Below are 21,321 nucleotides of genomic sequence, written 5' to 3'. Positions count from 1 at the left end.
TGCTTCCGCCTCCCGCCGCCTAGCGCGGGCGGCTGCCACCAGAACGAGAGACCCGCCCGGGGAGTTCCCGGGCCGGTACGCGCTGCCCGCGAAGCGATGGCCTTCCGTCCCCGTCCTTCACGCATGCGCGGAGAAACACGTGTCGAACCATTCGCCCGCCGCCGGGCGCAGCCTGCTCTACCTCGTCATCGCCGGAGCCGCCTGGGGCACCGCCGGCGCCGCCGCCTCCCTCCTCTTCCTGGCCAGTGACCTCGGTCCGCTCGCCCTGTCCTTCTGGCGCTGCGCGGGCGGGCTGGCGGTGCTGCTCGCGGTGCTCGCCGTACGCCGGCCCGCGCGGGCGGCGCGGCCGGTCCGGCCGTCACCGGCTTCGCTGATCGGGACCGGGCTGATGTTCACCGTGTTCCAGGCCGCCTACTTCGGGGCCGTGCGGGAGACCGGTCTGGCCGTCGGCACCGTGGTCACCCTCGGCGCGGGGCCCGTGCTGATCGCGCTGGGCGGCCGGTACTGGACGGGCGAGCGGCTGGGCCGGGGCGGGGTGGCCGCCGTCGGCGGTGCCCTGGCGGGGCTCGCCGTCCTGGTGCTGGGTTCCGGGGGCGGTGAGGTGCGGCCGCTCGGGGTCGGCTGGGCGCTGCTGTCGGCCGCCGGGTACGCGGGGATGACACTGCGGGCCCGGTGGCTCGGGCGGCGCGGAGCGGGCGGGGACCCGCTGGTCACCACCGCGTGGTCGGTGGCGGTGGGCGCGGTGTGCCTGCTCCCGCTCGCGGTGGTGGAGGGGCTGCTGCCGCACACCGCCGAGCCGGCGCGGGTGCTCTGGCTGCTGGCCTACGTCGCCGTGGTGCCGACGGCCCTGGCGTACGCGCTGTACTTCACCGGCGCTGCGGCGGTGCGCGCCGCGACGGTGTCGGTGGTCATGCTGATCGAGCCGGTCAGCGCGGCAGTGATCGCCGTCGGGGTGCTCGGGGAGCGGCTGACCGGCGCGGTGGTGCTGGGCACCGTACTGCTGCTGGCGGCCGTGGGCGCGCTGATCGCGGCAGAGGCGCGCCGGCCCGCCGACGGGGCGCGCCCCGGGGCCGGGGCCGGGCCGGGGGACCGGCCCGCCCAGGAGCCTCAGAGCGCGCTGACGTAGTCCGGGACGGCGATGCCGGGGGCCAGGTCGGCGGCCGGGACGGGGGTGCCGTACGCCGGCGCGACCGGGACCACGCCCGCCCAGTGCGGCAGGCCCAGGTCCTCGGCGTCGTCGTTCGGACCGCCCGTACGCACCTTCGCGGACACCTCGTTGAGGTCCAGCCGGATCACGGCCGTGGCCGCGAGTTCCCTGGCGTTGGCGGGCCGGGAGTCCGCGGAGCGGCCGGGGACGACCTGGTCGACCAGGGCGTCCAGCGCGATGCGGCGCTCCTCCTCGTCGGTGACCTGGTGGGCGGTGCCGTGCACGACCACCGAGCGGTAGTTCATCGAGTGGTGGAAGGCGGACCTGGCCAGGACCAGCCCGTCGACGTGCGTCACCGTCAGGCAGACCGGCAGGCCCGGGTCGGCCTTGCCGGCGGCCAGCAGCGGACGCGAGCCGGTCGAGCCGTGCACGTACAGGGTCTCGTCCACGCGGCCGTACAGCGTCGGGAGGACCACCGGCGCGCCGTCGCGGACGAATCCGAGGTGGCACACGTAGGCCTGGTCGAGTATCGAGTGCACCGTCTCGCGGTCGTAGCGCGCCCGCTGGCGCGCGCGGCTCGGGAGGGTGCGGCCGGTGGGCTCGTAGGCGGCGGTGGTGGCGCTCATGCTGCGGTCTCCGTTGTACTAGTGCATAATGTCGTTTGTGCTAGGAGAGTATCGGATCAGTGGGCGCCGCGCATCGGAAATCGCGGCCAGTGTCGAAACGGGCGTCGGATCGGGCGCGCTCGCCCCGGGGGCGCTGCTGCCCCCGATGCGGGAACTCGCGGCCGCCTTGGGGGTGAACCCCAACACCGTGGCCGCCGCCTACCGCACGCTGCGCGAGCGCGGGGTCATCGAGACCGACGGGCGGCGCGGCAGCCGGGTCCGGGCCCGCCCGGCGACCGCCCCGCGCGACGCCCTGCGGATGCCGGTGCCCCCGGGCGTACGGGATGTCGCGCAGGGCAATCCCGACCCCTCGCTGCTGCCCCCGCTGGACGGGGCGCTGGCCGCCGCCGCCCGGCGGTACGCCCGGGCACCGACCCTCTACGGGGAGGACCCGGTGCTCCCGGACCTCGCCCGGCTGGCCCGCGCCGGCTTCGACGCCGACGGGGTCCCGGCCGGGGCCCTGGCGGTGACCTCGGGGGCACTGGACGGCATCGAGCGCGTACTGGCCGCGCACCTGCGGGCCGGGGACGCGGTGGCGGTGGAGGACCCGGGCTGGGGGAACGTGCTGGACCTCGCCCCGGCGCTCGGTCTCCGCGTGGTACCGATGGCGGTCGACGACGAGGGGCCGCTGCCGGAGGCGGTGGCCGGGGCGCTGGCCGAGGGGGTCAGGGCCCTGGTGGTGACGGCCCGCGCGCAGAACCCGACCGGCGCCGCGGTCGGCGCGGGCCGGGCGGCGGAGCTCAGGGAGCTGCTGGCCGGGCGTCCCGAGGTGCTGCTCATCGAGGACGACCACGGCCACGGGATCGTCGACCTGCCGCTCTGCCCGCTGGGCGGGGTGACCCGGCACTGGGCGCTGATCCGCTCGACGGCGAAGGCGTACGGGCCGGACCTGCGGCTCGCGGTGCTCACGGGCGACCCGGTGACGATGGACCGGGTCCGGGGGCGGCAGCGGCTGGGCCCGGGCTGGGTGAGCCGGCTGCTCCAGTACGCGGTGGTGGACCTGTGGGCCTCCGGCGCCGTGGACCCCCGGGCCGTGGCCGGCTCGTACGGGCTGCGCCGGGACGGCCTGGTCGCGGCGCTGGCGGAGCGGGGAGTGCGGGCGCACGGCCGGAGCGGGCTGAACGTGTGGGTGCCGGTCGGCGACGAGACGACGGCGGTCACCCGGCTGCTGGCGGCCGGCTGGGCGGTGCGCCCCGGGGCCGGGTACCGCGTCCAGGCGGGACCCGGCGTACGGATCACCGTGTCCGGGCTGGCCCCGGAGGAGGTCGCCGGCCTGGCCGGCGCGGTGGCGGCGGCGGTCCGCCCGGTGACCGGGGGGCGCTTCGACTGAGCCGGCCGGCGGGGCGGAGGGATCGACGGGCGTGGCCCTGACGCGCGTGTGTAATATCCCGTCAGGTGCTTCAGTCATTACGGGGGATGATTCGGGATGTGGGAGATCGCACGCTCGTGGGTCGACGGATGGACCGTCTCGCGGGGGACGCCGAAGCCGGTGGACCGGCCGTGGGGGCTGAGCATCGAGGTCGGGGGGCCGACCGAGACGGTCCGTCACGTCCTGCGTGACGGCGACGCCGGGACCGCCCGCCGGCTCGTCGGCGCGATCACCGGGCCGGCGGTCTGCGTCAAGGCCTTTCTGGCCCCGGACGTCATGGAGCCGTGGTTCTCGTCCGCCTGGCAGCCGGTCGACCCCGGTTTCCTGATGGCCGCCGACCTGCGCCCCTCCGTCGTGCGCGCGCCCGATGGCTATACGGCGGCCGCCGAGACCGTCGGCGACGTCGTCCTCGTGCGCGTGCTGACGGCCGACGGGGAACTCGCCGCGAGCGGCCGGATCGGCCTGACGGGCGACACCTGCGTCTTCGACCAGATCGTCACCGAGGAGGCCCACCAGCGCCGGGGCCTCGGGACGTTCGTGATGAGCACGCTCACCGGCTCCGCCGTCGAATACGGTGTGACGACCGGCGTCCTGGGCGCGACCGTCCCGGGCCGGGCGCTCTACGAGGCGCTCGGCTGGCAGGTCCTCGCACCGCTGACCGGCTTCCTCCACCGGCCCGTTGCGCCCTGAGCCGGAGTGCGGGCCGCGGCCCGCACTCCGGCTCAGGCGGTCTCGCGGGAGGCCGCCCGTGACTGGGTCAGGGCGGCGCCCGCCAGGACGATCACCGCGCCGGCCGGAGTGTTCCAGTGCAGCTGCTCGCCGAGGACCAGCACGCCGGCGGTGGTGGCGATCACCGGGATGAAGTACGTGACCATCTGAGCGGTGGTGGGGCCGACCTCCGACACCAGCCCGTACTGCATCTGGAGGGCCATCCCCGTGCCCAGGGCGCCCAGGGCCACCACCGCAAGGGTCGGCCACAGCGGGAAGCCGGCCGGAGCCGTGGTGAAGAGCGCGCTGACGGTTCCCAGCTGGAGGGTGGACAGCAGGAGCTGCGCCCCGGTGAGCGCCACCGGGGAGCCGGGGGTGCCGGCCAGGGTGCGGCGTACGTAGATCCAGCCGACCGGGTAGCAGAGCGAGGCGAGCAGGGCCAGCGCGGTGCCCTTGGCGTCGACCCCCGCGAAGCCCTGCCAGACGCCGAGCACCGTCAGGACGCCCAGGAAGCCGATGCCGAGCCCGGCGAAGCGGCGGCGCGTGGGGCGGTCCTCGGACAGCGCCACCAGCGAGAGCGCCATGCCCCACAGCGGGGAAGTGGCGTTGCAGATGCCGGCGAGGCTGGAGGGGATGCTCTGCTCGGCGTAGGCGAAGAGCGAGAACGGGACCGTGTTCAGCAGCAGCGCCGCGACCGCCAGGTGGCCCCAGGTGCGCCGGCCGCGCGGCAGCGGCTCACGGCGTACGAGCAGCACCGCCAGGAGGGCGAGCGCGCCGAAGAACACCCGGCCGAGAGCGACCTGGAACGGCGCGAACGCCTCGGTGCCCACCTTGATCAGGAGGAAGCTGAAGCCCCACACCACCGACAGCAGGGCGAACCGCAGGCGCCAGTCCAGGCGGGCGGTACGGCCGCGGCCCCGGCGGGACGGCCGCGCGGCGGAGGGGGCGGAAGGGGCGGAGGGAGTGGGGCGGGAGGTGGTCGGTGCGCTCATGCGGATCACTCTGCTGTGCGCGACCTCGTAGAACAAGCGAGAGTTCCTTCGATCGACGGCGTAGCATCGCTTACATGTTGAACCTGGAACGCCTGCGCACCCTCGACGCCCTCGCCCGCCACGGCTCGGTCAGCGGCGCGGCCGGGGGCCTCCATGTGACCACATCGGCGGTCTCCCAGCAGATGGCCAAACTGGAGCGGGAGGTGGGCCAGCCGCTGCTCACCAAGAACGGGCGCGGAGTCCGGCTCACGGACGCCGGCCGGCTGCTCGCGGACCACGCCGCCCGGATCATCTCCCAGGTGGAACTCGCGCAGGCCGATGTGGAGGCCCGCCGGGGCTGTGCCGTGGGGGAGTTGCGGATCGGGGCGTTCCCCACCGCCATGCGCGGGCTGCTGCCCCGGGCCCTGACCGCCCTGCGGGCCGGCCACCCCGAACTGCGGGCGCTGGTGCGGGAGCAGGAGCCCGAGGAGAGCATGGCGGCCGTCGTGCGGGGAGACCTCGACATGGCCCTCGCCATCGACTGGCACAACAAGCGGATGCCGGTGCCGGCCGAGCTGACCCGCGCCCACCTCCTGGACGACGCCGCCGACATCGCGGTCCCGGCGGGGCACCCGCTGGCCGGCCGCGCCGCGATTTCCCTCGGCGACTTCGCCGACGACGACTGGATCTCCTGGAACGAGGGCCAGTTCTGCCACGAGTGGCTGGTGTTCACCCTGCGCGGCATCGGGGTCGAGCCGCGCATCGCGCACATCGCCGAGGAGCACCACACCCAGCTGGCCTTCGTGGAAGCCGGGCTGGGCGTGTGCGTGACGCCCCGGCTCGGCCGCGGGCCCGTGCCGCCGGGGGTGCGGCTGCTGCCGGTGAGCGACAGCGTCCGCCGCCACGTGTACGTCGTCTGGCGGACGGACGCGGGCCGCAGGCCCTCCATCCGGGCCGCCGTCGACGCGCTCCGGGGAGCGGCCGCGGCCGTGTAGGCGCGGCTCAGATCTTCCGGAAGTCCCAGGACACCACCGATCGCGGCGTGAGCCGGATCCAGGCGTGCCGGCCGTCGTGCGGCATCTCCTCGATCCCGAAGTTCTTGACGGGGAAGATCCGTTCCGGCTCCAGCAGCTCCGGGCAGGCCTCACCCGTGCGCGGCGCCTCCCCCACGAAGACGGCGCGGCCGGACAGCTCGACCCCGCGCAGCTCTCCGTACTCCTCGCCGGCGTCGACCACCACCGACATCCGCGGGTCGGCCCGCAGGTCGGCCCAGCGGCGGCTGCGGGTGAGCGAGTAGAGCCACAGCGAGGTGCCGTCCCAGGCGAACCACAGCGCGCCGACGTGCGGGCTCCCGTCCGGGGAGACCGTGGCCACGCGGCAGGTGCGCTGCTCGCGCAGGAACGCGTCCACCTCCTCGTCGCTCATCATGATGCGCCGGCCCCGCCGCTGCGCCGTCCGCGCGCCCGTCTCGTCCATCCGACCCGCACCCCTTCACATCTGACTACGTGTCAGGAATCATGCGTGCTCTTCCGTCGCCGCACCAGGGGGAGTCATGCCGGAACTCGACCCAGCCACCACCGCGCTGCTCACCGTCGAGTGCCAGAACGGTGTCGTGGGCGAGGCGAGCGCCCTGCCGGAACTGGCCAGGGAGGCCCGTGACTCCGGGATGCTGGACCGGGTGGCCGCGCTCGTCGACGCCGCGCGCGGGGCGGGCGTACAGGTGGTGCACGCGGTCGCCGAGCGCCGGCCCGACGGACTCGGGGCCAACGCCAACGCGCGGCTCTTCCGGGCCGCCGCGAAACTGCCGGTACAGCAGTTGACCGGCAGCGACGCGGTGCGGGTCGCCGCGCCCATCACCGTCGCGGGGCAGGACCTCGTGGTCCGCCGGCTGCACGGACTCTCCCCGATGGCCGGCACCGACCTGGACGCCCTGCTCCGCAACCTCGGCGTCCGCACCCTCGTCGTCACCGGGGTCTCCTCGAACATCGCGGTCCCGAACACCGTGTTCGACGCCGTGAACCATGGCTACCGGGTCGTGGTCCCGTCCGACGCCATCGCCGGGGTTCCCGCGTCCTGCACCGCCGAGGTGATCCGCAACTCCCTCGCGCTCGTGGCTTCCATCACCACGGCCGCGGCCCTCCTCGCGCGGTGGGCGCCGCCCGCTGACCGGGCCGGTCCGGCGGGGCTCGAAAGCGGCTGACCGGCATCCTTGACAACATCCGCAGCGGGCTTTATCACGGGTGAAGAGGGGCCGCTCCGGCTGTTCCGGAGGTGAGGACGATGGGCGGATCTCGCGCCTCGCGCGATCATTACGCCGTCCTCGGGCTCCCCGCGGAGGCGTCGCCCGAGGAGATCACCAGCGCCTACCGCGCGCTGATCCGCGTCCTGCACCCGGACGCCCGCCCGGGCGGGCCGACGGCCGCCGCCGAACTGACCGAGGTCATCGACGCCTACCGGACCCTGCGCGATCCGCTGCGCCGGTCCGCCTACGACGCCGAACGCCGTCAGCAGCCGTATGCCGCCGGCCGTCCGGTACGCGTTCCCGTGCGGGTGAGGCGCACGGCGGACACGGCGGAAGGGACGCGGCCGCACATCGCGGCGAGCCCTCGTCCGGCCGTGTTCCCGGAATTCCCGCGGCCGTACGAGGACCCGTTCGACCGCCTCGTGGCCTGGCTGTTCTACGGCGTGTAGCCCCGCCCCGCCCCTTCCTGCGACTCGTCGCCCGCCACCGCCGCGCATCGCCCCGTTTCGCCAGGCGTCGGCTGCGTCGTGTCAGCGAGAGGACACCGGCGACGAGGGCAGCCGTTCTGTTCGCCCATTGGCTCCGTGGCGGTGATGATGGGGAAGAGGGGCTCGCCATGTCGATCGCCGGAGGGTCAGTGCCCCACTCCTACAGCCTCCTGCTCGCCGGTCTGCTCCGGGCAAGCCACCTGACCACCTTCGAGCAGCTGCCCGCCCTGGTCGCGCGGCTCGCCTCGCGGGCCGGCTTCGAGCGGGTGCGCATGTACGTCTGTGACCTGCGCGAGGACATGCTCCGTCAGGTCACCGGCCAGGGGCTCGACGCCGGCCACGGCGGAGAGACGCTCCGGGTGGACGGCACCCTGGCCGGGCGGGCCTTCCAAAGCCTCCGGCATCTCGCCGGCGGCGACGAGACCGCTCCGCAGCACTGGCTGCCGCTCCTGGACGGCACCGAGCGACTGGGTGTCCTCACCGTCACCACGCGCGGGGAGGCCGACCGCGACGCGCTGGACGCCATGCAGGACCTCGCCTCGCTCGTCGGCATGATGCTGGTGAGCAGCCGCTCGCACAGCGACTCCTACGCCCGGCTCACCCGCCTGGAGCCGATGTCGGTCTCGGCGGAGATGCAGTGGACGCTGATGCCCCCGCGTACGTTCGCGAGCCCCCGGGTGACGATCGCCGCGGCGATGGAACCCGCCTACGCGACGGCCGGCGACGCCTTCGACTACGCGCTGGCCGCCGATGTCGCCCACCTCGCCGTGTTCGACGCCATGGGCCACGACACGGCCGCCGGCCTCACGGCGAACCTCGCCATGGCCACCTGCCGCAACCAGCGCCGCCAGGGCGCCGGCCTGAGCGAAGCCCGCGACGGCATCGAGGCCATGCTGATGGAGCAGTTCGCCAGCGACCGGTACGCCACCGCCATCCTGGCCGACCTCGACCTCAACGGGGGGCTGCTGTCCTGGATCAACTGCGGGCACCCCGCCCCGATCCTCATCCGCGACGGCCGCTGGACCAGCACGCTGGAACGCCCGCCGAGCCACCCCCTGGGCACCAATCTGGCCCTGGCCGCGCACGTCCACCGCGAACACCTGGAACCCGGTGACCGCCTCGTGCTCTACACCGACGGCATCATCGAGGCGCGCGACCGGGCGGGGCGTGAATTCGGGCTCGATCGCTTCGTCGAATTCATCATCCACCAGCAGGCGGCCGCCCTGCCCGTCCCGGAAACCCTGCGCCGGCTGGTCCGGGCCGTCCTCCTGCACCACGACGGCCGGCTCGGCGACGACGCCACCGTCCTGCTGTGCGAGTGGCACGGCCACCAGGACCCCTCCGCAGCGGTGCCGGGCACCTGAGGTGATCTTGTCCGCCAGTCGGACAGGCCGTTGCGCGCTGCACCGGCTGCTCCCAGACTGAGCGGATCGAACGCGACAGAACAGCAGGTACCGCCATGGATCAACACGTACACGTCCGCGTGAAGGACGGTATGAACGTGTCTGCCGTCGGTGATCTGGTCGAGACCTACCACTGCCGGTGCGGCCGTACCTGGACGAAGGTCTACGAGGTGGAGGGCCGGGAGCCGGACGCGCTGCCGGGCGCCTGAGGTCGGCCTCGCACCGGTCGGGGTTGACCGTGCCCGGCAGGCCGGTGCGGTAAGAGAACCCGCCGGTCCTGCGGGAGAGGACCTTCCTCCTCCTCGGCCATCGGCAGTCACTGGCCGCCCGCGGTCGCCGTCGGGGCAGCCGCCTGCTCCCGCAGCCGACCCGTCCCGCCCGACGTGTTCTCGACGTCCGTCCGTGAACGGCCCCGTTCCGGGACGACGAGCTGTCTACCCGAGGGGCGGCGTGGGCAGCGCCGTGCGGCCGGCGGCGGCCCGTTGGTGTTCGGCACGCTGCCGGATCATGCGGCGGAAACCGAGGAGGGCGCCCTGCCGCGGGGCACAGGGCCCCTCGCCGCCCGCCGGGAGACCGGCGACGCGGCTCATGAGGCGCTGCGGCTGCGGCTGCCACCCCACCACCAGGACGCGCAGGCCGGCGAACTCCAGGCGCCGGTGCAGGTCCAGGAGGAGCAGCAGGCCGGAGGAGTCCATGAACGGCACCCCGTGGACGTCGATCAGGACGACGGCCGTCCCCGGCGGCACAGCGCCGGGCACGCGGCGGAGGGAAGGTCCAGCGGCCGCGTCCAGTTCCCCGACGGCGGCGACCATGACCGTCCGCGCGGCATGCTGGATCACCGTCTCGAAGGTGGTCTCCATGGCCGTTCCTCCTGCTGCCAGGTGCTCTGCCCGGACTGATGCGTCTGGCAGGGTCCATCCTCCCGGTGCGGGAGCCGGCCTGGACACCAGGCGCGCCCGGGGGAGGCGGTCCTGGCGTGTGCGCGGCAGGCCGGTGTGCCGTCCGGGCACGGGACGGGCCCCGGAGCCCGGCGGAGACCGGCAAACCCGCGGACGGCCGAATTCGCCCCGATGGCCCACCCCGTTGGCCTCTTTGGAGCAGGGGGGCTCTCATGGGCAGGGACGGCCGGTTGACGCGGCCACCACGGCAGGAAGGGAACGGCCCATGTACGAAATGCGAGCCGAGTTCGCCCCGGAGCGATCGGAGATGCTGTGGCACGTCCTCGCCAAGGGGCAGGCCACGACGACCCTCTGCGGCTACTCGCTGCCGCCGGGGTCGACGGTCGCCGCGCTCATGTCGGAGGGGACGGCGGAGCGCTACTGCGCCCGCTGCATGGCCGCCTTCCGCAGCACGGTGGCGAACAGCGCACCTCCGGCGGCCACGGCGGGAAGGGAGTCCGCGGCGGTCTGAACGTGGCCGCGCTCCGGTCCTCCGGCCCTCTTCGTCCCCCGCGGCGCCTCTCGTCGCCGCCGACCACGGCGGCCCCCGCGCCCTGCCGCGCCTCCTCCCGGATCAGGCCGTCGAGGCCGGTCAGCGGTTCGCCCGGGGGCAGGTCGACCTCGGCCAGGGTGCGCACCGCCGTGTGCAGCCGCCCCAGGGCGGCGGAAGCGTGGATCCCGTGGCCGACGACGTCACCGCGGACGAGGGCGACGCGGGCCCCGGACCGTTTCCGGTGCCGCGGGAATCCAACCGGCCTCCGGGCTGGACGTCACCGGGTTTGCGCACGTCGTCGCGCGGCGAGAAGCCAGGCAGAACAGGGGGGTACGTGCGCATGGGCGCACGGAGAGAGAAGAGAGGGTGAGAGAGATGCCGCTGTCTCTTCACCGTGAAGAACCGACGGCGCGGCGAAAGCTGTGGCGCGAGTTCGAGGACCTCTACGAGCGGATGGGGCAGCTGTGGGCTTCGGCCGTTCCGGGAGGCGGCGGGCTGGTACGGGACGCGGCGTGGCAGCCCGCGGACGACATCGAGGAAACCGACGACGCCTACGTCCTCGAACTCGACCTGCCCGGCCTGCGCGTGGACGAGGTGACCGTGGAGGTGCTGGGCGGGGAGCTGGCCGTCCACGGCGAGACCAAGGAGAGGGAACGCACCGGCGTCGTGCGCCGGCAGACCCGCAGGGTGGGGCAGTTCGACTACCGGATGAGCCTGCCGGCCGACGCGGACGCCGACCGCATCAGTGCCGACCTGTCCCACGGCGTGCTCACCGTGCGGATCCCCCGGCGGGCGGGCGGCGGCAAGTCCCGCCGCATCGAGATCGCCGGCCGCTGAGCCGGGACCGGGCCCGGCCCGGCGGCGCGCCCGTCCTGGACCGGCCGGAGGCTCCCCGCGGGCCGGTGCGTCGGGGGAGCCGCCCGGTCCTCGAACGTGACTCTTCGGCGCGACGCCCACCGACGGCCACGACGCGGACGTTCCGCCCCTCGGGCGGGCCTTGCCCGTGAACGTGCGCCGGGCCCGTATGCCTGGTGGGCGGCGGCCGTGGCTCCCGGCCCCGGGCGGACCGGGGGTCGCCGGGTCACCCGCGGAAAACCTTGAATCATGAAGCGCGTCCGCCCGCTAGCCTGGGAAAATGCTCACAGAAGTGATCGCGACCCGCTACGTCACGCCCTTGCGCGAGGGCGGCTCGCTCCCGGGGATCGTCGAGGCCGACGATCTCGGTACGTACGTCATGAAATTCACCGGAGCCGGCCAGGGGCGCAAGACCCTGGTCGCCGAAGTCGTCTGCGGGCGCCTCGCCCAGCGGCTGGGGCTGCGCGTCCCGCGCCTGGTGCAGATGCAGCTCGACCCCGTCATCGGGCTCGCCGAGCCCGACCAGGAGGTCCAGGAACTGCTCAAGGCCAGCGGCGGGCTCAACCTCGGCATGGACTACCTGCCCGGCTCGATCGGCTTCGACCCCCTCGCGTACCGGGCCGACCCGGTCGAGGCGGGGCGCGTCGTCTGGTTCGACGCGCTGATCAACAACGTCGACCGGTCCTGGCGCAATCCGAACATGCTGGTCTGGCACGGGGACCTGTGGCTCATCGACCACGGCGCCACGATGATCTGGCACCACAACTGGCCCACCGCCCAGGCCGCCGCCGCCAAGCCGTACAACGCCTCCGACCACGTCCTGGCCCCCGTCGGGCCGGACATCGCGGCGGCCGCCGCCGAGCTGGCCCCGCTGGTCACCGAGGAGCTGCTCACCGAGGTCACCGCCGACGTCCCCGACGAGTGGCTGGTGGACGAACCCGGCTTCGACTCCACCGACGCGGTGCGCCGCGCCTACGTGGAGGCGCTGCTGCCGCGCGCGGCGACGATCCACGAGAGGATCACCATGGAGGCGGAGGTCAGGCAGCGGTCCGGTCCGCCGGGCTGGCTCGCCGAGCGCCTCCCTCCCCAGTCGGACCAGAACAAGCAGAAGAGCGGCGACGAGTGACCAAGCGGGACGTGTTCGAATACGCGCTGGTGCGCGTGGTACCCCGGATGGAGCGCGGTGAGTGCTTCAACGCCGGTGTGATCGTCTACTGCCGGGCGCACTCCTACGTCGCCGCGCGCACCCACCTCGACGAGGCGAAACTCCTCGCGCTGGACCCCGGCGCCGACGTGGCCGGCGTACGGGCCGCGCTGCGCGGGGTCGAGGGGCTGTGCGCAGGCGGCGAGGCCGCCGGCCAGGCGGCGGGCGACGACCCGGGGCGCCGGTTCCGGTGGCTGATCGCCCCCCGCAGCACGGTGGTGCAGCCGGGGCCGGTGCACACCGGCCTGACCGCCGATCCCGCCGCCGAGCTGGAACGGCTGCTGGACCTGCTGGTCCGCTGATTCCGGGACGGGCCCGCGCCGCTGCCGCGGGGGGCCGTTGACACGGGGTGCCAGGGCTCCTAGCGTCTCCTCAGCTGAAGCTACTAAGCGGTTGCTCACCTTCGGGCGGCCGTCTCTCAAGGGCGAGGAGAACCAGCATGTCCACCACCGAGCAGCGCGTCGCGATCGTGACCGGGGCGGCCCGGGGCATCGGCGCGGCCACCGCCGTCCGTCTGGCGGCCGAAGGCCGTGCGGTCGCCGTACTCGACCTGGACGAGACGGCCTGCAAGGACACCGTCGAGGCGATCACGGCGGCCGGCGGCAAGGCCCTGGCGGTCGGCTGCGACGTCTCCGACGCCGCCCAGGTGGAGGCGGCCGTCGAGCGGGTCGCCGGCACGCTCGGCGCCCCGACGATCCTCGTCAACAACGCCGGCGTGCTCCGCGACAACCTGCTCTTCAAGATGAGCGACACCGACTGGGACACCGTCATGAACGTGCACCTGCGCGGCGCGTTCCTGATGGCGAGGGCCTGTCAGAAGTACATGGTGGAGGCGAAGTTCGGCCGTGTGGTGAACCTCTCCAGCAGCTCGGCGCTCGGCAACCGCGGCCAGGCCAACTACGCCGCCGCCAAGGCGGGTCTCCAGGGCTTCACCAAGACGCTGGCGATCGAGCTCGGCAAGTTCGGCATCACCGCCAACGCCGTCGCCCCGGGCTTCATCGTGACCGAGATGACGGCGCAGACCGCCGCCCGCGTCGGCATGGGCTTCGAGGAGTTCCAGCTGGCCGCCGCCTCCCAGATCCCGGTGCAGCGCGTGGGCCGTCCCGAGGACATCGCGGGCGCCATCGCCTTCTTCACGGGCGAGGACGCGGGCTTCGTCTCCGGCCAGGTCCTGTACGTGGCCGGCGGCCCGCTCAACTGACGGTTTCACGAGAGGCGGGCGTACGTCATGACGGACAACGGCATGGACAACGGCAACGGCGGCGGGGACACCGGCCGCGCCGACAGCGGCAAGGTGGCCCTGGTCACCGGCGCGAGCCGGGGCATCGGATACGGCATCGCCGAGGCCCTGGTCGCCCGGGGCGACCGGGTCGTGATCACCGGGCGCAACGAGGACGCGCTCAAGGAGGCCGCGGAGCGGCTGGGTGCGGACCGGGTGATCGGAGTGGCCGGAAAGGCGCACGATGAGACCCACCAGGCCCTCGCCGTCGAGCGTGCGATGGAGGTCTTCGGCCGCGTCGACTTCCTGGTGAACAACGCGGGCACCAACCCGGTCTTCGGGCCGATCGCGGACCTCGACCTCGGGGTGGCGCGCAAGGTCTTCGAGACCAATGTGATCTCCGCGCTGGGCTTCGCCCAGCGGACCTGGCACGCCTGGCAGAAGGACCACGGCGGGGCCATCGTGAACATCGCCTCCATCGCCGGCGTCTCGGCCTCGCCCTTCATCGGCGCGTACGGGATGAGCAAGGCCGCGATGATCAACCTGACCCTCCAGCTGGCGCACGAGATGGCGCCGGGCGTGCGGGTCAACGCCATCGCCCCGGCGGTGGTCAGGACGAAGTTCGCGCAGGCGCTCTACGAGGGCCGGGAGCAGGAGGCGGCGGCCGCCTACCCGCTCGGCCGGCTCGGGGTCCCCGAGGACATCGGCGGGGCCGCCGCGTTCCTGACATCTGCACAAGCGGAATGGATCACAGGGCAAACGCTCGTCGTCGACGGGGGAATGTTCCTCAATGCCGGGGTCCATTGACCGATATCCGGACGCATTTGCCTCCCGAGGGGAGGCAAATGCGTGTCGAACTGGCACGAAATCGGTCAAGTGCCTCACGAAACCTGCCCATTGGATTTGTGAGGCTCTGCGGTAGGGTCTGCCGCACCCCTGGCTGATCGAGGAGCGTGCACGTGTTCAACCGGACCAGATGCCTGCAGATCGCTGCGGCCGTTGCGTCCATATCCCTGCTCGCCGGATGCGGCCTGTTCTCGGACGACGACGGCGAAACCGCGAAGAGGATCACCGTAGGCACGACGAGCGCGCCCAGCACCCTCGACCCCGCCGCGGCCTGGGACGGCTCCTGGGAGCTGTACCGCAACGTCTACCAGACCCTGCTGGCCTTCCCGACGGGCAGCACCAAGCCCCAGCCGGACGCGGCCCAGGGCTGTGAGTTCACCGACTCGGCGAACACGGCCTACCGCTGCACCCTGCGCAAGGGCCTGAAGTTCTCCAACGGCGAGCCGCTCGACGCCAAGGCGGTCAAGCACTCCCTCGACCGGATCAAGACGATCAACCACAAGGTCGGTCCCGCCGGTCTCTTCAACACCCTGGACAAGATCGAGGCGCCGGACGCGCTCACGGTCGTCTTCCACCTGAAGACCCCCGACGCGACCTTCCCGTACGTGCTGGGATCGCCGGCCGCCTCCCTGGTCGCGCCGAAGGACTACCCGGCCGGGAAGATCCGCACCGACGGCAAGGTCACCGGCTCCGGACCCTACGTCCTCACCTCGTACACCGAGGGCAACGAGGCGGTCCTCGGCCGCAACGAGAGCTACACCGGCTTCGCCAACCGCCGCAACGACGGCGTGACGATCCGCTACTTCTCGGACTCCAAGAAGATGGTCGCCGCCCTCAAGGGCAAGGAGATCGACGCCACCTACCGCGGCCTCTCCGCCCCCGAGATCAAGGACCTCCAGACCCCCGCCTCGCACGCCCTCGGCGTCCAGGTCGTGGAGAACGTCGGCGCCGAGATCCGCTACCTGGTCTTCAACCCGAACGACCCGCAGGTCAACAAGCAGGCGGTGCGCCAGGCGATCGCCCAGGTCATCGACCGGGGCGCGATCGTCTCCAAGGTCTACCAGGGCACCGCCGAGCCGCTCTACTCGATGGTCCCCAAGGGCGTCGTGGGCCACAGGACGCCCTTCTACGACATGTACGGCAACCCCGACGTGGCCAAGGCCAAGAAGATCCTCACGGCCGCGGGGATCACCCAGAAGGTGGAGCTGACCTTCTGGTACACCACGGACCGCTACGGTGCCTCCACCGCGGACGAGTTCACCGAGATCAAGCGGCAGCTCGACGAGAGCGACCTCTTCAAGATCACCCTGCGCGGACAGCCCTGGAAGGCCTTCCAGGAGGGCTACAAGAGCGGTCAGTACCCGGTCTTCGGCCGAGGCTGGTTCCCGGACTTCCCGGACCCCGACAACTTCATCGCGCCGTTCGTCGGCAAGGAGAACGCGGTCGGCACCCCGTACGAGCCGGCGCAGATCGTGAACGAGCTGCTGCCCAAGTCGCGCCGCGAGGGCGACCGCTCGGCGGGCGTCAGGGAGTTCGAGGCGGCCCAGCAGATCTTCGCCCAGGACGTCCGGCTGCTGCCGCTGTGGCAGGGCAAGCTCTACGTCGGCGCGCGCGAGGACATCGCCGGAGCCGAGCGGGCGCTGGACCCGCAGACCGCCATGCAGATGTGGGAGCTGTACCGCAAGACCAGCTGGTGATCCCGGCGGGACGCCCGGATGGCGGCGTTGTCAGTGGTCCCCGGTAGGTTCGGAGCAGTTGCACGAACTTGTACCGGAGGTTGTCGACGTGACCCAGATGCTGCCCGAGTCCTGGCTCCCCGTCCTCGGCGGGGAGCTGGACCAGCCCTACTTCAAGGAACTCACCGAGTTCGTCGAGAAGGAGCGGGCGAACGGGCCGGTCTACCCGCCCCGCGAGCAGGTCTTCGCGGCCCTGGAGGCCACGCCGTTCGACAAGGTGAAGGTCCTGGTCCTGGGCCAGGACCCCTACCACGGCGCCGGCCAGGGACACGGCCTGTGCTTCTCCGTGCGCCCCGGGGTCAAGACCCCGCCCTCCCTGCGCAACATCTACAAGGAGATGAAGGAAGAGCTCGGCCTGCCGGTCCCGGACAACGGGTACCTGATGCCGTGGGCCGAGCAGGGCGTCCTGCTGCTCAACGCCGTCCTCACCGTGCGCGAGGCCGAGCCCAACTCGCACAAGGGCAAGGGCTGGGAGAAGTTCACGGACGCCGTGATCCGGGCCGTGTCCGACCGCCCCGACCCGGTCGTCTTCGTGCTCTGGGGCGCCTACGCCCAGAAGAAGATCCCGCTCATCGACGAGGAGCGGCACGTCATCGTCAAGGGCGCCCACCCCTCGCCGCTGTCGGCGAAGAAGTTCTTCGGCTCCCGTCCCTTCACGCAGATCAACGAGGCCGTGGCCGCCCAGGGCCATGAGCCGATCGACTGGCGGATCCCGGACCTCGGCTGACACCACACCGCGCCTCGGCGCCAGATCCGGTGCCGCCGGTTAGCTTCTTGATGATCGGACCGGACCCGGTCCGGCGGAGCGAGCCGGAGGCCCCGTTGACGGAGCAGCAGCAGGAGGCGTCGGAGGACGCCGTCATGACCAGGATCGGCCAGGCCGTCATCCTGCTGCACGCCGGAGACCGCGAGGAGGCCCGCAACCGGCTCGGCGAGATCTGGTCCGAGATCGGCGAGGAGGGCGACTGCCTGCACCGCTGCACCCTCGCGCACTACCTGGCCGACGCGCAGGACGACCCCGCCGACGAACTGGCCTGGGACCTGCGGGCACTGACCGCCGCCGACGGGCTCGGCCAGCGGCCGGGGGAGGCGCTCCCCGGGCGCGCCGACCCGCACCCCGCCGTGCGGGTGTTCTACCCGTCCCTGCACCTCAGCCTCGCGGCCGACTACGCGAAACTGCGCCGGCCCGAGGAGGCCCGGGCCCACCTCGCGCGGGCGCGGGCCGCCACCCGGGCGCTGTCCGACGACGGGTACGGCAACGGCGTGCGGGCCGCCATCGCCCGCCTGGAGCGCCGGCTGGAGGCCGAGGGGGGCCCGGGGCCCCGGCCCTTCCCCGGGCAGGCGTAGGCCCCGCCCGGGGGCCCTGGACGGGGTGTGGCGGCCGCCGCGGGGCGCGTCCGCTTCAGCCGCCCTCGACGCCCGCGCAGATCCGGGCCTCCGGACCGTCCGGATCCCAGTCCCCGTGCCGGCGGCCCAGCGCGCACACGTCCGCGGGCCGTACCGGCAGCTCGCGCGCCAGCCCGGGCGGCAGCCGCCCCTCCCGCCCCGGGGCGTGCGGACGGCCCGCCCCGCCGGCCTGTGCGCGTCCCGGCGGCTCGGCCGGCTCCGGGATGTCGGGTACCGCCGGCGCGGCCGGTGCGGCCTCCCGTGGCTCCGTACGCGGCCCCGGTACGGTGCGCGCCGAGCCCCGCCCCGCGGCCGTCGGGGCCGACGGGCGGGCGCCCTCCCCGGGTACCGCCCTCAGCGCCTCCAGGGCGGGCGCCTGGACGACCACGGGCAGCGCCCCCGGCCCGCCGCGCGGCTCGTGCCGGGGCGGCGGCCCGCCGGTGCCCGCCGCCGGGCCGGTGGGGGAGGGGTTCACGTTCACGCAGCCGGAGACGGCCGAGACGGCACAGGCGGCTCCGAGGAGCAGCTTCGTCGAGGTTCGGGTGGGGTGCACCCGGGCAACTCTGCTGTGCCGCGACCCCGTTGCGAAAACCAGGAGCCGATATTCACCCCGCACGGGTGACACGGAAGGGGTGACCGGCGCCCTAGTCGCCGGTGGCGCCGTCGATGTGCTCGCGCAGCAGGTCCGCGTGTCCGTTGTGACGGGCGTACTCCTCGATCATGTGGGTGTAGACCCAGCGCAGGCTGAAGACCTCGCCGCGGTGGTGGCCGGCGGCGTCCGACACCGCGTCCAGGGAGCGGCCCGCCGCCGCCCGCCGCGCCAGATCGGTCTCCGTCCGCCAGACCTGCTCGGCCGAGGCCCAGGTGTCCCCGTCGGTGAACTCGAAGTCCCCGTCCGGGTTCTCGCGGGTGCTGTACAGCTCGGGCAGGTCCTCGCCGAGGGTGATCTCCCGGAACCAGTACCGCTCCACTTCCGCCATGTGCCGTACGAGGCCCAGCAGACTCAGCGCGGAAGGCCGCAGCGGGGTGAGGCGCAACTGCTCCTCGGAGAGCCCCTCGCACTTCCAGGCCAGGGTGGAGCGGTGGTAGTCGAGCCAGCCCTCCAGCATCTCGCGCTCGCCGGCGGTGGTGGAGGGTTCGGTGCGGTGCTGTCCGTTCGACGTCATGGTCCACATCCTGGACGAACCCGCCACCGCCCACCAGGGATTAAGCTGCGGCTGTCCCCAAGGCACACACAGGAGGCTCCTGGTGAAGGTCGGCGTCATCGGACTCGGCGACATCGCGCAGAAGGCGTACCTGCCCGTCCTGACCACCCGTCCCGGGCTGGAGCTGCACCTGCAGACCCGCACCCCGGCCACCCTCGAGCGGATCGGAGACGCCCACCGCGTCCCGCCGGAGCACCGCCACACCACGCTCGACTCACTGCTCGCCGAGGGCCTCGACGCCGCCTTCGTGCACGCCCCGACGGACACCCACCCGCAGATCGTGGAGCGGCTGCTGGAAGCGGGCGTCGCGACCTACGTGGACAAGCCGCTGGCCTACGAGCTGGCGGACTCCCGGCGCCTGGTCGAGCGTGCCGAGGAGCGCGGGGTGAGCCTCTTCGTCGGCTTCAACCGCCGCCACGCGCCCGGCTACACGCTGTGCGCCGACCACCCGCGCGACCTGATCGTCATGCAGAAGAACCGGGTCGGGCTGCCCGAGGACCCCCGCACCCTGGTCCTCGACGACTTCATCCACGTCGTCGACACCCTGCGCTTCCTCCTCCCCGGCGAGGCGGACCACATCGACGTACGGGCCGTGGTGCGCGAGGGGCTGATGTCGCAGGTGGTGCTCCAGATGTCCGGTGACGGTTTCACCGCCCTGGGCATCATGAACCGGCGGTCCGGGTCGACCGAGGAGGTCCTGGAGGTGTCGGGCCAGGACTCCAAGCGCCAGGTCGTCAACCTCGCCGAGGTCGTCGACCACCGCGGCCAGCCCACCGTGCGCCGGCGCGGGGACTGGGTCCCGGTGGCCCGCCAGCGCGGCATCGAGCAGGTCGTGGACACCTTCCTGGAGGCCGTCGCGGCCGGCAAGGTGCTCAGCGCCCGGGACGCCCTGCTCACCCACGAACTGTGCGAGCGGGTGGTGCTGACGGCTCTGGAGCAGGCCTCCCGGGCCTGACCGCCCGCACCGCCACGGCCGCGCAGTACAGCGCCAGCGCGGCCAGACAGGCGCCCGCCGGCCAGTTCCCGAAGCGGACGAAGAAGGTCGTGCCCCGGGCGAGCGGCACCTCGTACGTGACCGCCGTGCTCGCCGAGACGGGCAGGGCGGGCCCGACGCGCTCGCCGGACGGCCCGTGGACGGCGCTGACACCGGTCAGGGTCGCGTGCACCACCGGGCGGCCCGTCTCGGCGGCGCGCAGGGCCGCCAGGGAGGCGTGCTGGGCCGGTGCCCAGCTGTTCTGGAAGGTCGAGGTCGCCGACTGCGCGACGAGCACCCCGGCGCCCTCGCGGACCAGGTGCCGGCTCATGTCGGGGAAGGCCGACTCGAAGCACACCAGCGGACCCAGCCGCACCCCGCCGGGCAGGTTCATGACCACGGGGGCCTCGCCGCGCATCCGGTCCTCGCCCGCCGCCCTGCCGACCGAGGTGGCCCAGCCCAGCACCGAGCGGGCCGGCACGTACTCGCCGAAGGGGACCAGCCGCATCTTGTCGTACCGGTCGCCGGTGGGGCCCTCCGGGCCGACCAGCACCGAACTCTTGTAGATGCCGGGCCGGTCCGAGCGCCGGGCGTCCACGTTCACCAGCAGCGGGGCACCGAGTTCCGCGGACAGGGCCGCCAGCCGCCGGGACAGGTCGGGCCGCGCCGCCAGGTCCGCGCCGATCCCGCTCTCCCCCCACACCACCAGGTCCGGCCGGGCCCCCGCCAGCGTCCGCGTCAGTTCCTCCTCCAGCCCGAACCGCCGCTCCGCGCTGTCCGCCCCGCCCACCGGGCCCGGCTGTACGACGGCCACGCGCACCCCGCCCGACACCTCGGGGCGGGGCGCCCACACCCCCACCGCGCCCGTGAGCACCGCACCCCCCGCCAGCGAGGCCACCGCCGGAACCCGCGCCCGCGGCGCCGCGACCAGCAACACCACGGCACAGTTCACCGCCACCACCAGCAGGCTCACCAGCCACACCCCGCCCACCGAGGCCAGCCGCAGCGCCGGCGGGACCTGCCACTGGCTCGCCCCCAGCAGCCCCCACGGCCCGCCCAGCCCCTGCCAGGACCGGACCAGCTCCGAGAGCAGCCATCCCGCCGGTACGAGGACCAGCCCGGCCGCGGCCCGCCGCGGGCCCGGCACCCCGCCGAGCAGCTCCCGCACCAGCAGGGCCCAGGGCACCCAGAGCACCCCCAGCAGCACGGCGAGGGGGACCAGGAACACGTGCAGGCTCGGCAGCAGCCAGTGGTGCACCGCCACGATGAACCCCGCGCCCCCCAGCCACCCCTCCAGCGCGGCCCGCCGCCCGGTGGGCGCGGAGCGCAGCAGCAGCATCCACGGCACGAGGGCGACGTACGCGGACCACCACAGCCCCGGCGCCGGAAAGGCGAGACAGGGCAGCGCCCCGGCGGCCGCGGCGCCCGCCGCACGCCACCACCGGGTCCGCTTCGCGAGCAGCATGACGCGCC

24 protein-coding genes and 1 pseudogene are annotated in these 21,321 nt (G+C 73.6%); 17 read left to right on the top strand and 8 right to left on the bottom strand.

From position 1 onward, the window contains the following. Nucleotides 1-139: 139 nt before the first annotated feature. Nucleotides 140-1,126 (top strand): DMT family transporter, encoded by a 987-nt coding sequence (locus ACZ514_RS21800; protein WP_468165433.1) that lies wholly within the window; start codon nt 140-142, stop codon nt 1,124-1,126. Here ACZ514_RS21800 and ACZ514_RS21795 read toward each other — a convergent pair. Continuing rightward, a complete protein-coding gene (locus tag ACZ514_RS21795) occupies nt 1,108-1,773 on the bottom strand; it encodes a pyridoxamine 5'-phosphate oxidase family protein (RefSeq protein ID WP_469125422.1) in 666 nt (221 codons plus the stop codon). The two genes, ACZ514_RS21800 and ACZ514_RS21795, sit on opposite strands and share 19 nt — an antisense overlap. A gap of 37 nt (nt 1,774-1,810) precedes the next feature. On the opposite strand from ACZ514_RS21795, the gene ACZ514_RS21790 reads away from it, so the two are divergent. Together ACZ514_RS21790 and ACZ514_RS21785 are read left to right on the top strand one after the other, a co-directional pair. After that, the gene (locus ACZ514_RS21790) at nt 1,811-3,142 is read left to right on the top strand and encodes an aminotransferase class I/II-fold pyridoxal phosphate-dependent enzyme (RefSeq protein ID WP_468165437.1); all 1,332 of its coding nucleotides are present in this window, start codon (nt 1,811-1,813) and stop codon (nt 3,140-3,142) included. A 96-nt stretch (nt 3,143-3,238) separates the two neighbouring features. Then, entirely contained in the window at nt 3,239-3,871 is a 633-nt protein-coding gene (locus ACZ514_RS21785; protein ID WP_469125421.1) for a GNAT family N-acetyltransferase, read from the top strand. Nucleotides 3,872-3,903: 32 nt separating this feature from the next. Here the strand turns inward: ACZ514_RS21785 and ACZ514_RS21780 are convergent, their stop codons facing one another. Continuing rightward, nucleotides 3,904-4,881 carry a DMT family transporter gene (locus tag ACZ514_RS21780; protein ID WP_469125420.1) on the bottom strand — a complete coding sequence of 326 codons (978 nt, stop codon included), beginning with the start codon at nt 4,879-4,881 and terminating at the stop codon, nt 3,904-3,906. Nucleotides 4,882-4,955: 74 nt separating this feature from the next. Here ACZ514_RS21780 and ACZ514_RS21775 point away from each other — a divergent pair, with 74 nt between their 5' ends. Then, complete coding sequence (locus tag ACZ514_RS21775; RefSeq protein WP_468165444.1) at nt 4,956-5,855, top strand: LysR substrate-binding domain-containing protein; 900 nt, start codon at nt 4,956-4,958, stop codon at nt 5,853-5,855. Nucleotides 5,856-5,862: 7 nt separating this feature from the next. Here ACZ514_RS21775 and ACZ514_RS21770 read toward each other — a convergent pair whose 3' ends face one another. After that, on the bottom strand, nt 5,863-6,336 hold the full coding sequence (locus ACZ514_RS21770; RefSeq protein WP_468165446.1) for a pyridoxamine 5'-phosphate oxidase family protein: 474 nt from the start codon (nt 6,334-6,336) through the stop codon (nt 5,863-5,865). A gap of 76 nt (nt 6,337-6,412) precedes the next feature. Between ACZ514_RS21770 and ACZ514_RS21765 the strand changes: the two genes are divergently transcribed. From ACZ514_RS21765 to ACZ514_RS21755, 3 genes are all read left to right on the top strand, one after another. Beyond that, on the top strand, nt 6,413-7,060 hold the full coding sequence (locus ACZ514_RS21765) for a cysteine hydrolase family protein (RefSeq protein ID WP_468165448.1): 648 nt from the start codon (nt 6,413-6,415) through the stop codon (nt 7,058-7,060). An 80-nt stretch (nt 7,061-7,140) separates the two neighbouring features. Beyond that, nucleotides 7,141-7,551 carry a J domain-containing protein gene (locus tag ACZ514_RS21760; RefSeq protein WP_468165450.1) on the top strand — a complete coding sequence of 137 codons (411 nt, stop codon included), beginning with the start codon at nt 7,141-7,143 and terminating at the stop codon, nt 7,549-7,551. 167 nt (nt 7,552-7,718) lie between these two features. Beyond that, nucleotides 7,719-8,954, top strand: a complete 1,236-nt coding sequence (locus tag ACZ514_RS21755; protein WP_469125419.1) for a PP2C family protein-serine/threonine phosphatase — start codon at nt 7,719-7,721, stop codon at nt 8,952-8,954. Between the two features lie 473 nt (nt 8,955-9,427). Here ACZ514_RS21755 and ACZ514_RS21750 read toward each other — a convergent pair whose 3' ends face one another. After that, the gene (locus ACZ514_RS21750) at nt 9,428-9,853 is read right to left on the bottom strand and encodes an STAS domain-containing protein (RefSeq protein WP_468694220.1); all 426 of its coding nucleotides are present in this window, start codon (nt 9,851-9,853) and stop codon (nt 9,428-9,430) included. 304 nt (nt 9,854-10,157) lie between these two features. On the opposite strand from ACZ514_RS21750, the gene ACZ514_RS21745 reads away from it, so the two are divergent. After that, a complete protein-coding gene (locus tag ACZ514_RS21745) occupies nt 10,158-10,403 on the top strand; it encodes a hypothetical protein (protein ID WP_468165459.1) in 246 nt (81 codons plus the stop codon). A 102-nt stretch (nt 10,404-10,505) separates the two neighbouring features. On the opposite strand, the pseudogene ACZ514_RS21740 reads toward ACZ514_RS21745, so the two are convergent. Continuing rightward, nucleotides 10,506-10,656, bottom strand: a pseudogene (locus tag ACZ514_RS21740) (SpoIIE family protein phosphatase); the annotation flags it as partial. A gap of 143 nt (nt 10,657-10,799) precedes the next feature. Between ACZ514_RS21740 and ACZ514_RS21735 the strand changes: the two are divergent. From ACZ514_RS21735 to ACZ514_RS21700, 8 genes are all read left to right on the top strand, one after another. Next, complete coding sequence (locus ACZ514_RS21735) at nt 10,800-11,261, top strand: Hsp20/alpha crystallin family protein (protein WP_468165461.1); 462 nt, start codon at nt 10,800-10,802, stop codon at nt 11,259-11,261. Between the two features lie 298 nt (nt 11,262-11,559). Further along, on the top strand, nt 11,560-12,405 hold the full coding sequence (locus tag ACZ514_RS21730; RefSeq protein WP_388945800.1) for a HipA family kinase: 846 nt from the start codon (nt 11,560-11,562) through the stop codon (nt 12,403-12,405). Beyond that, nucleotides 12,402-12,785, top strand: a complete 384-nt coding sequence (locus ACZ514_RS21725; protein WP_468165465.1) for a DUF3037 domain-containing protein — start codon at nt 12,402-12,404, stop codon at nt 12,783-12,785. Before ACZ514_RS21730 ends, ACZ514_RS21725 begins: the two co-directional genes overlap by 4 nt. Before the next feature lie 137 nt (nt 12,786-12,922). Beyond that, nucleotides 12,923-13,684: a 3-oxoacyl-ACP reductase FabG gene (gene fabG, locus ACZ514_RS21720; RefSeq protein WP_469125418.1), complete on the top strand. Its 762-nt coding sequence runs from the start codon at nt 12,923-12,925 to the stop codon at nt 13,682-13,684. A 27-nt stretch (nt 13,685-13,711) separates the two neighbouring features. Beyond that, nucleotides 13,712-14,509 (top strand): SDR family oxidoreductase, encoded by a 798-nt coding sequence (locus ACZ514_RS21715; protein ID WP_468694228.1) that lies wholly within the window; start codon nt 13,712-13,714, stop codon nt 14,507-14,509. Between the two features lie 152 nt (nt 14,510-14,661). Beyond that, nucleotides 14,662-16,245, top strand: a complete 1,584-nt coding sequence (locus ACZ514_RS21710) for an ABC transporter substrate-binding protein (protein WP_468165469.1) — start codon at nt 14,662-14,664, stop codon at nt 16,243-16,245. Nucleotides 16,246-16,342: 97 nt separating this feature from the next. Further along, nucleotides 16,343-17,011 carry a uracil-DNA glycosylase gene (locus ACZ514_RS21705; RefSeq protein WP_468166196.1) on the top strand — a complete coding sequence of 223 codons (669 nt, stop codon included), beginning with the start codon at nt 16,343-16,345 and terminating at the stop codon, nt 17,009-17,011. A gap of 50 nt (nt 17,012-17,061) precedes the next feature. After that, nucleotides 17,062-17,631, top strand: a complete 570-nt coding sequence (locus ACZ514_RS21700) for a hypothetical protein (RefSeq protein ID WP_468165471.1) — start codon at nt 17,062-17,064, stop codon at nt 17,629-17,631. Between the two features lie 55 nt (nt 17,632-17,686). On the opposite strand, the gene ACZ514_RS21695 is transcribed toward ACZ514_RS21700, so the two are convergent. Together ACZ514_RS21695 and ACZ514_RS21690 are read right to left on the bottom strand one after the other, a co-directional pair. Next, nucleotides 17,687-18,223, bottom strand: coding sequence for a hypothetical protein (locus tag ACZ514_RS21695; RefSeq protein WP_468165473.1), 537 nt, complete (start codon nt 18,221-18,223; stop codon nt 17,687-17,689). Nucleotides 18,224-18,314: 91 nt separating this feature from the next. Next, a complete protein-coding gene (locus tag ACZ514_RS21690) occupies nt 18,315-18,836 on the bottom strand; it encodes a DinB family protein (RefSeq protein ID WP_468165475.1) in 522 nt (173 codons plus the stop codon). An 82-nt stretch (nt 18,837-18,918) separates the two neighbouring features. Between ACZ514_RS21690 and ACZ514_RS21685 the strand changes: the two genes are divergently transcribed. Then, nucleotides 18,919-19,830, top strand: coding sequence for a Gfo/Idh/MocA family protein (locus ACZ514_RS21685; RefSeq protein WP_468694230.1), 912 nt, complete (start codon nt 18,919-18,921; stop codon nt 19,828-19,830). On the opposite strand, the gene lnt is transcribed toward ACZ514_RS21685, so the two are convergent. Further along, complete coding sequence (gene lnt / locus ACZ514_RS21680) at nt 19,769-21,313, bottom strand: apolipoprotein N-acyltransferase (protein WP_469125417.1); 1,545 nt, start codon at nt 21,311-21,313, stop codon at nt 19,769-19,771. The genes ACZ514_RS21685 and lnt overlap by 62 nt on opposite strands. Nucleotides 21,314-21,321: the final 8 nt, after the last annotated feature.

The organism is Streptomyces sp. NPDC034086 (assembly GCF_055575515.1).
The sequence above is the reverse complement of the archived record's forward strand: the minus strand, read 5'-3'. Positions and strand labels throughout refer to the sequence as shown.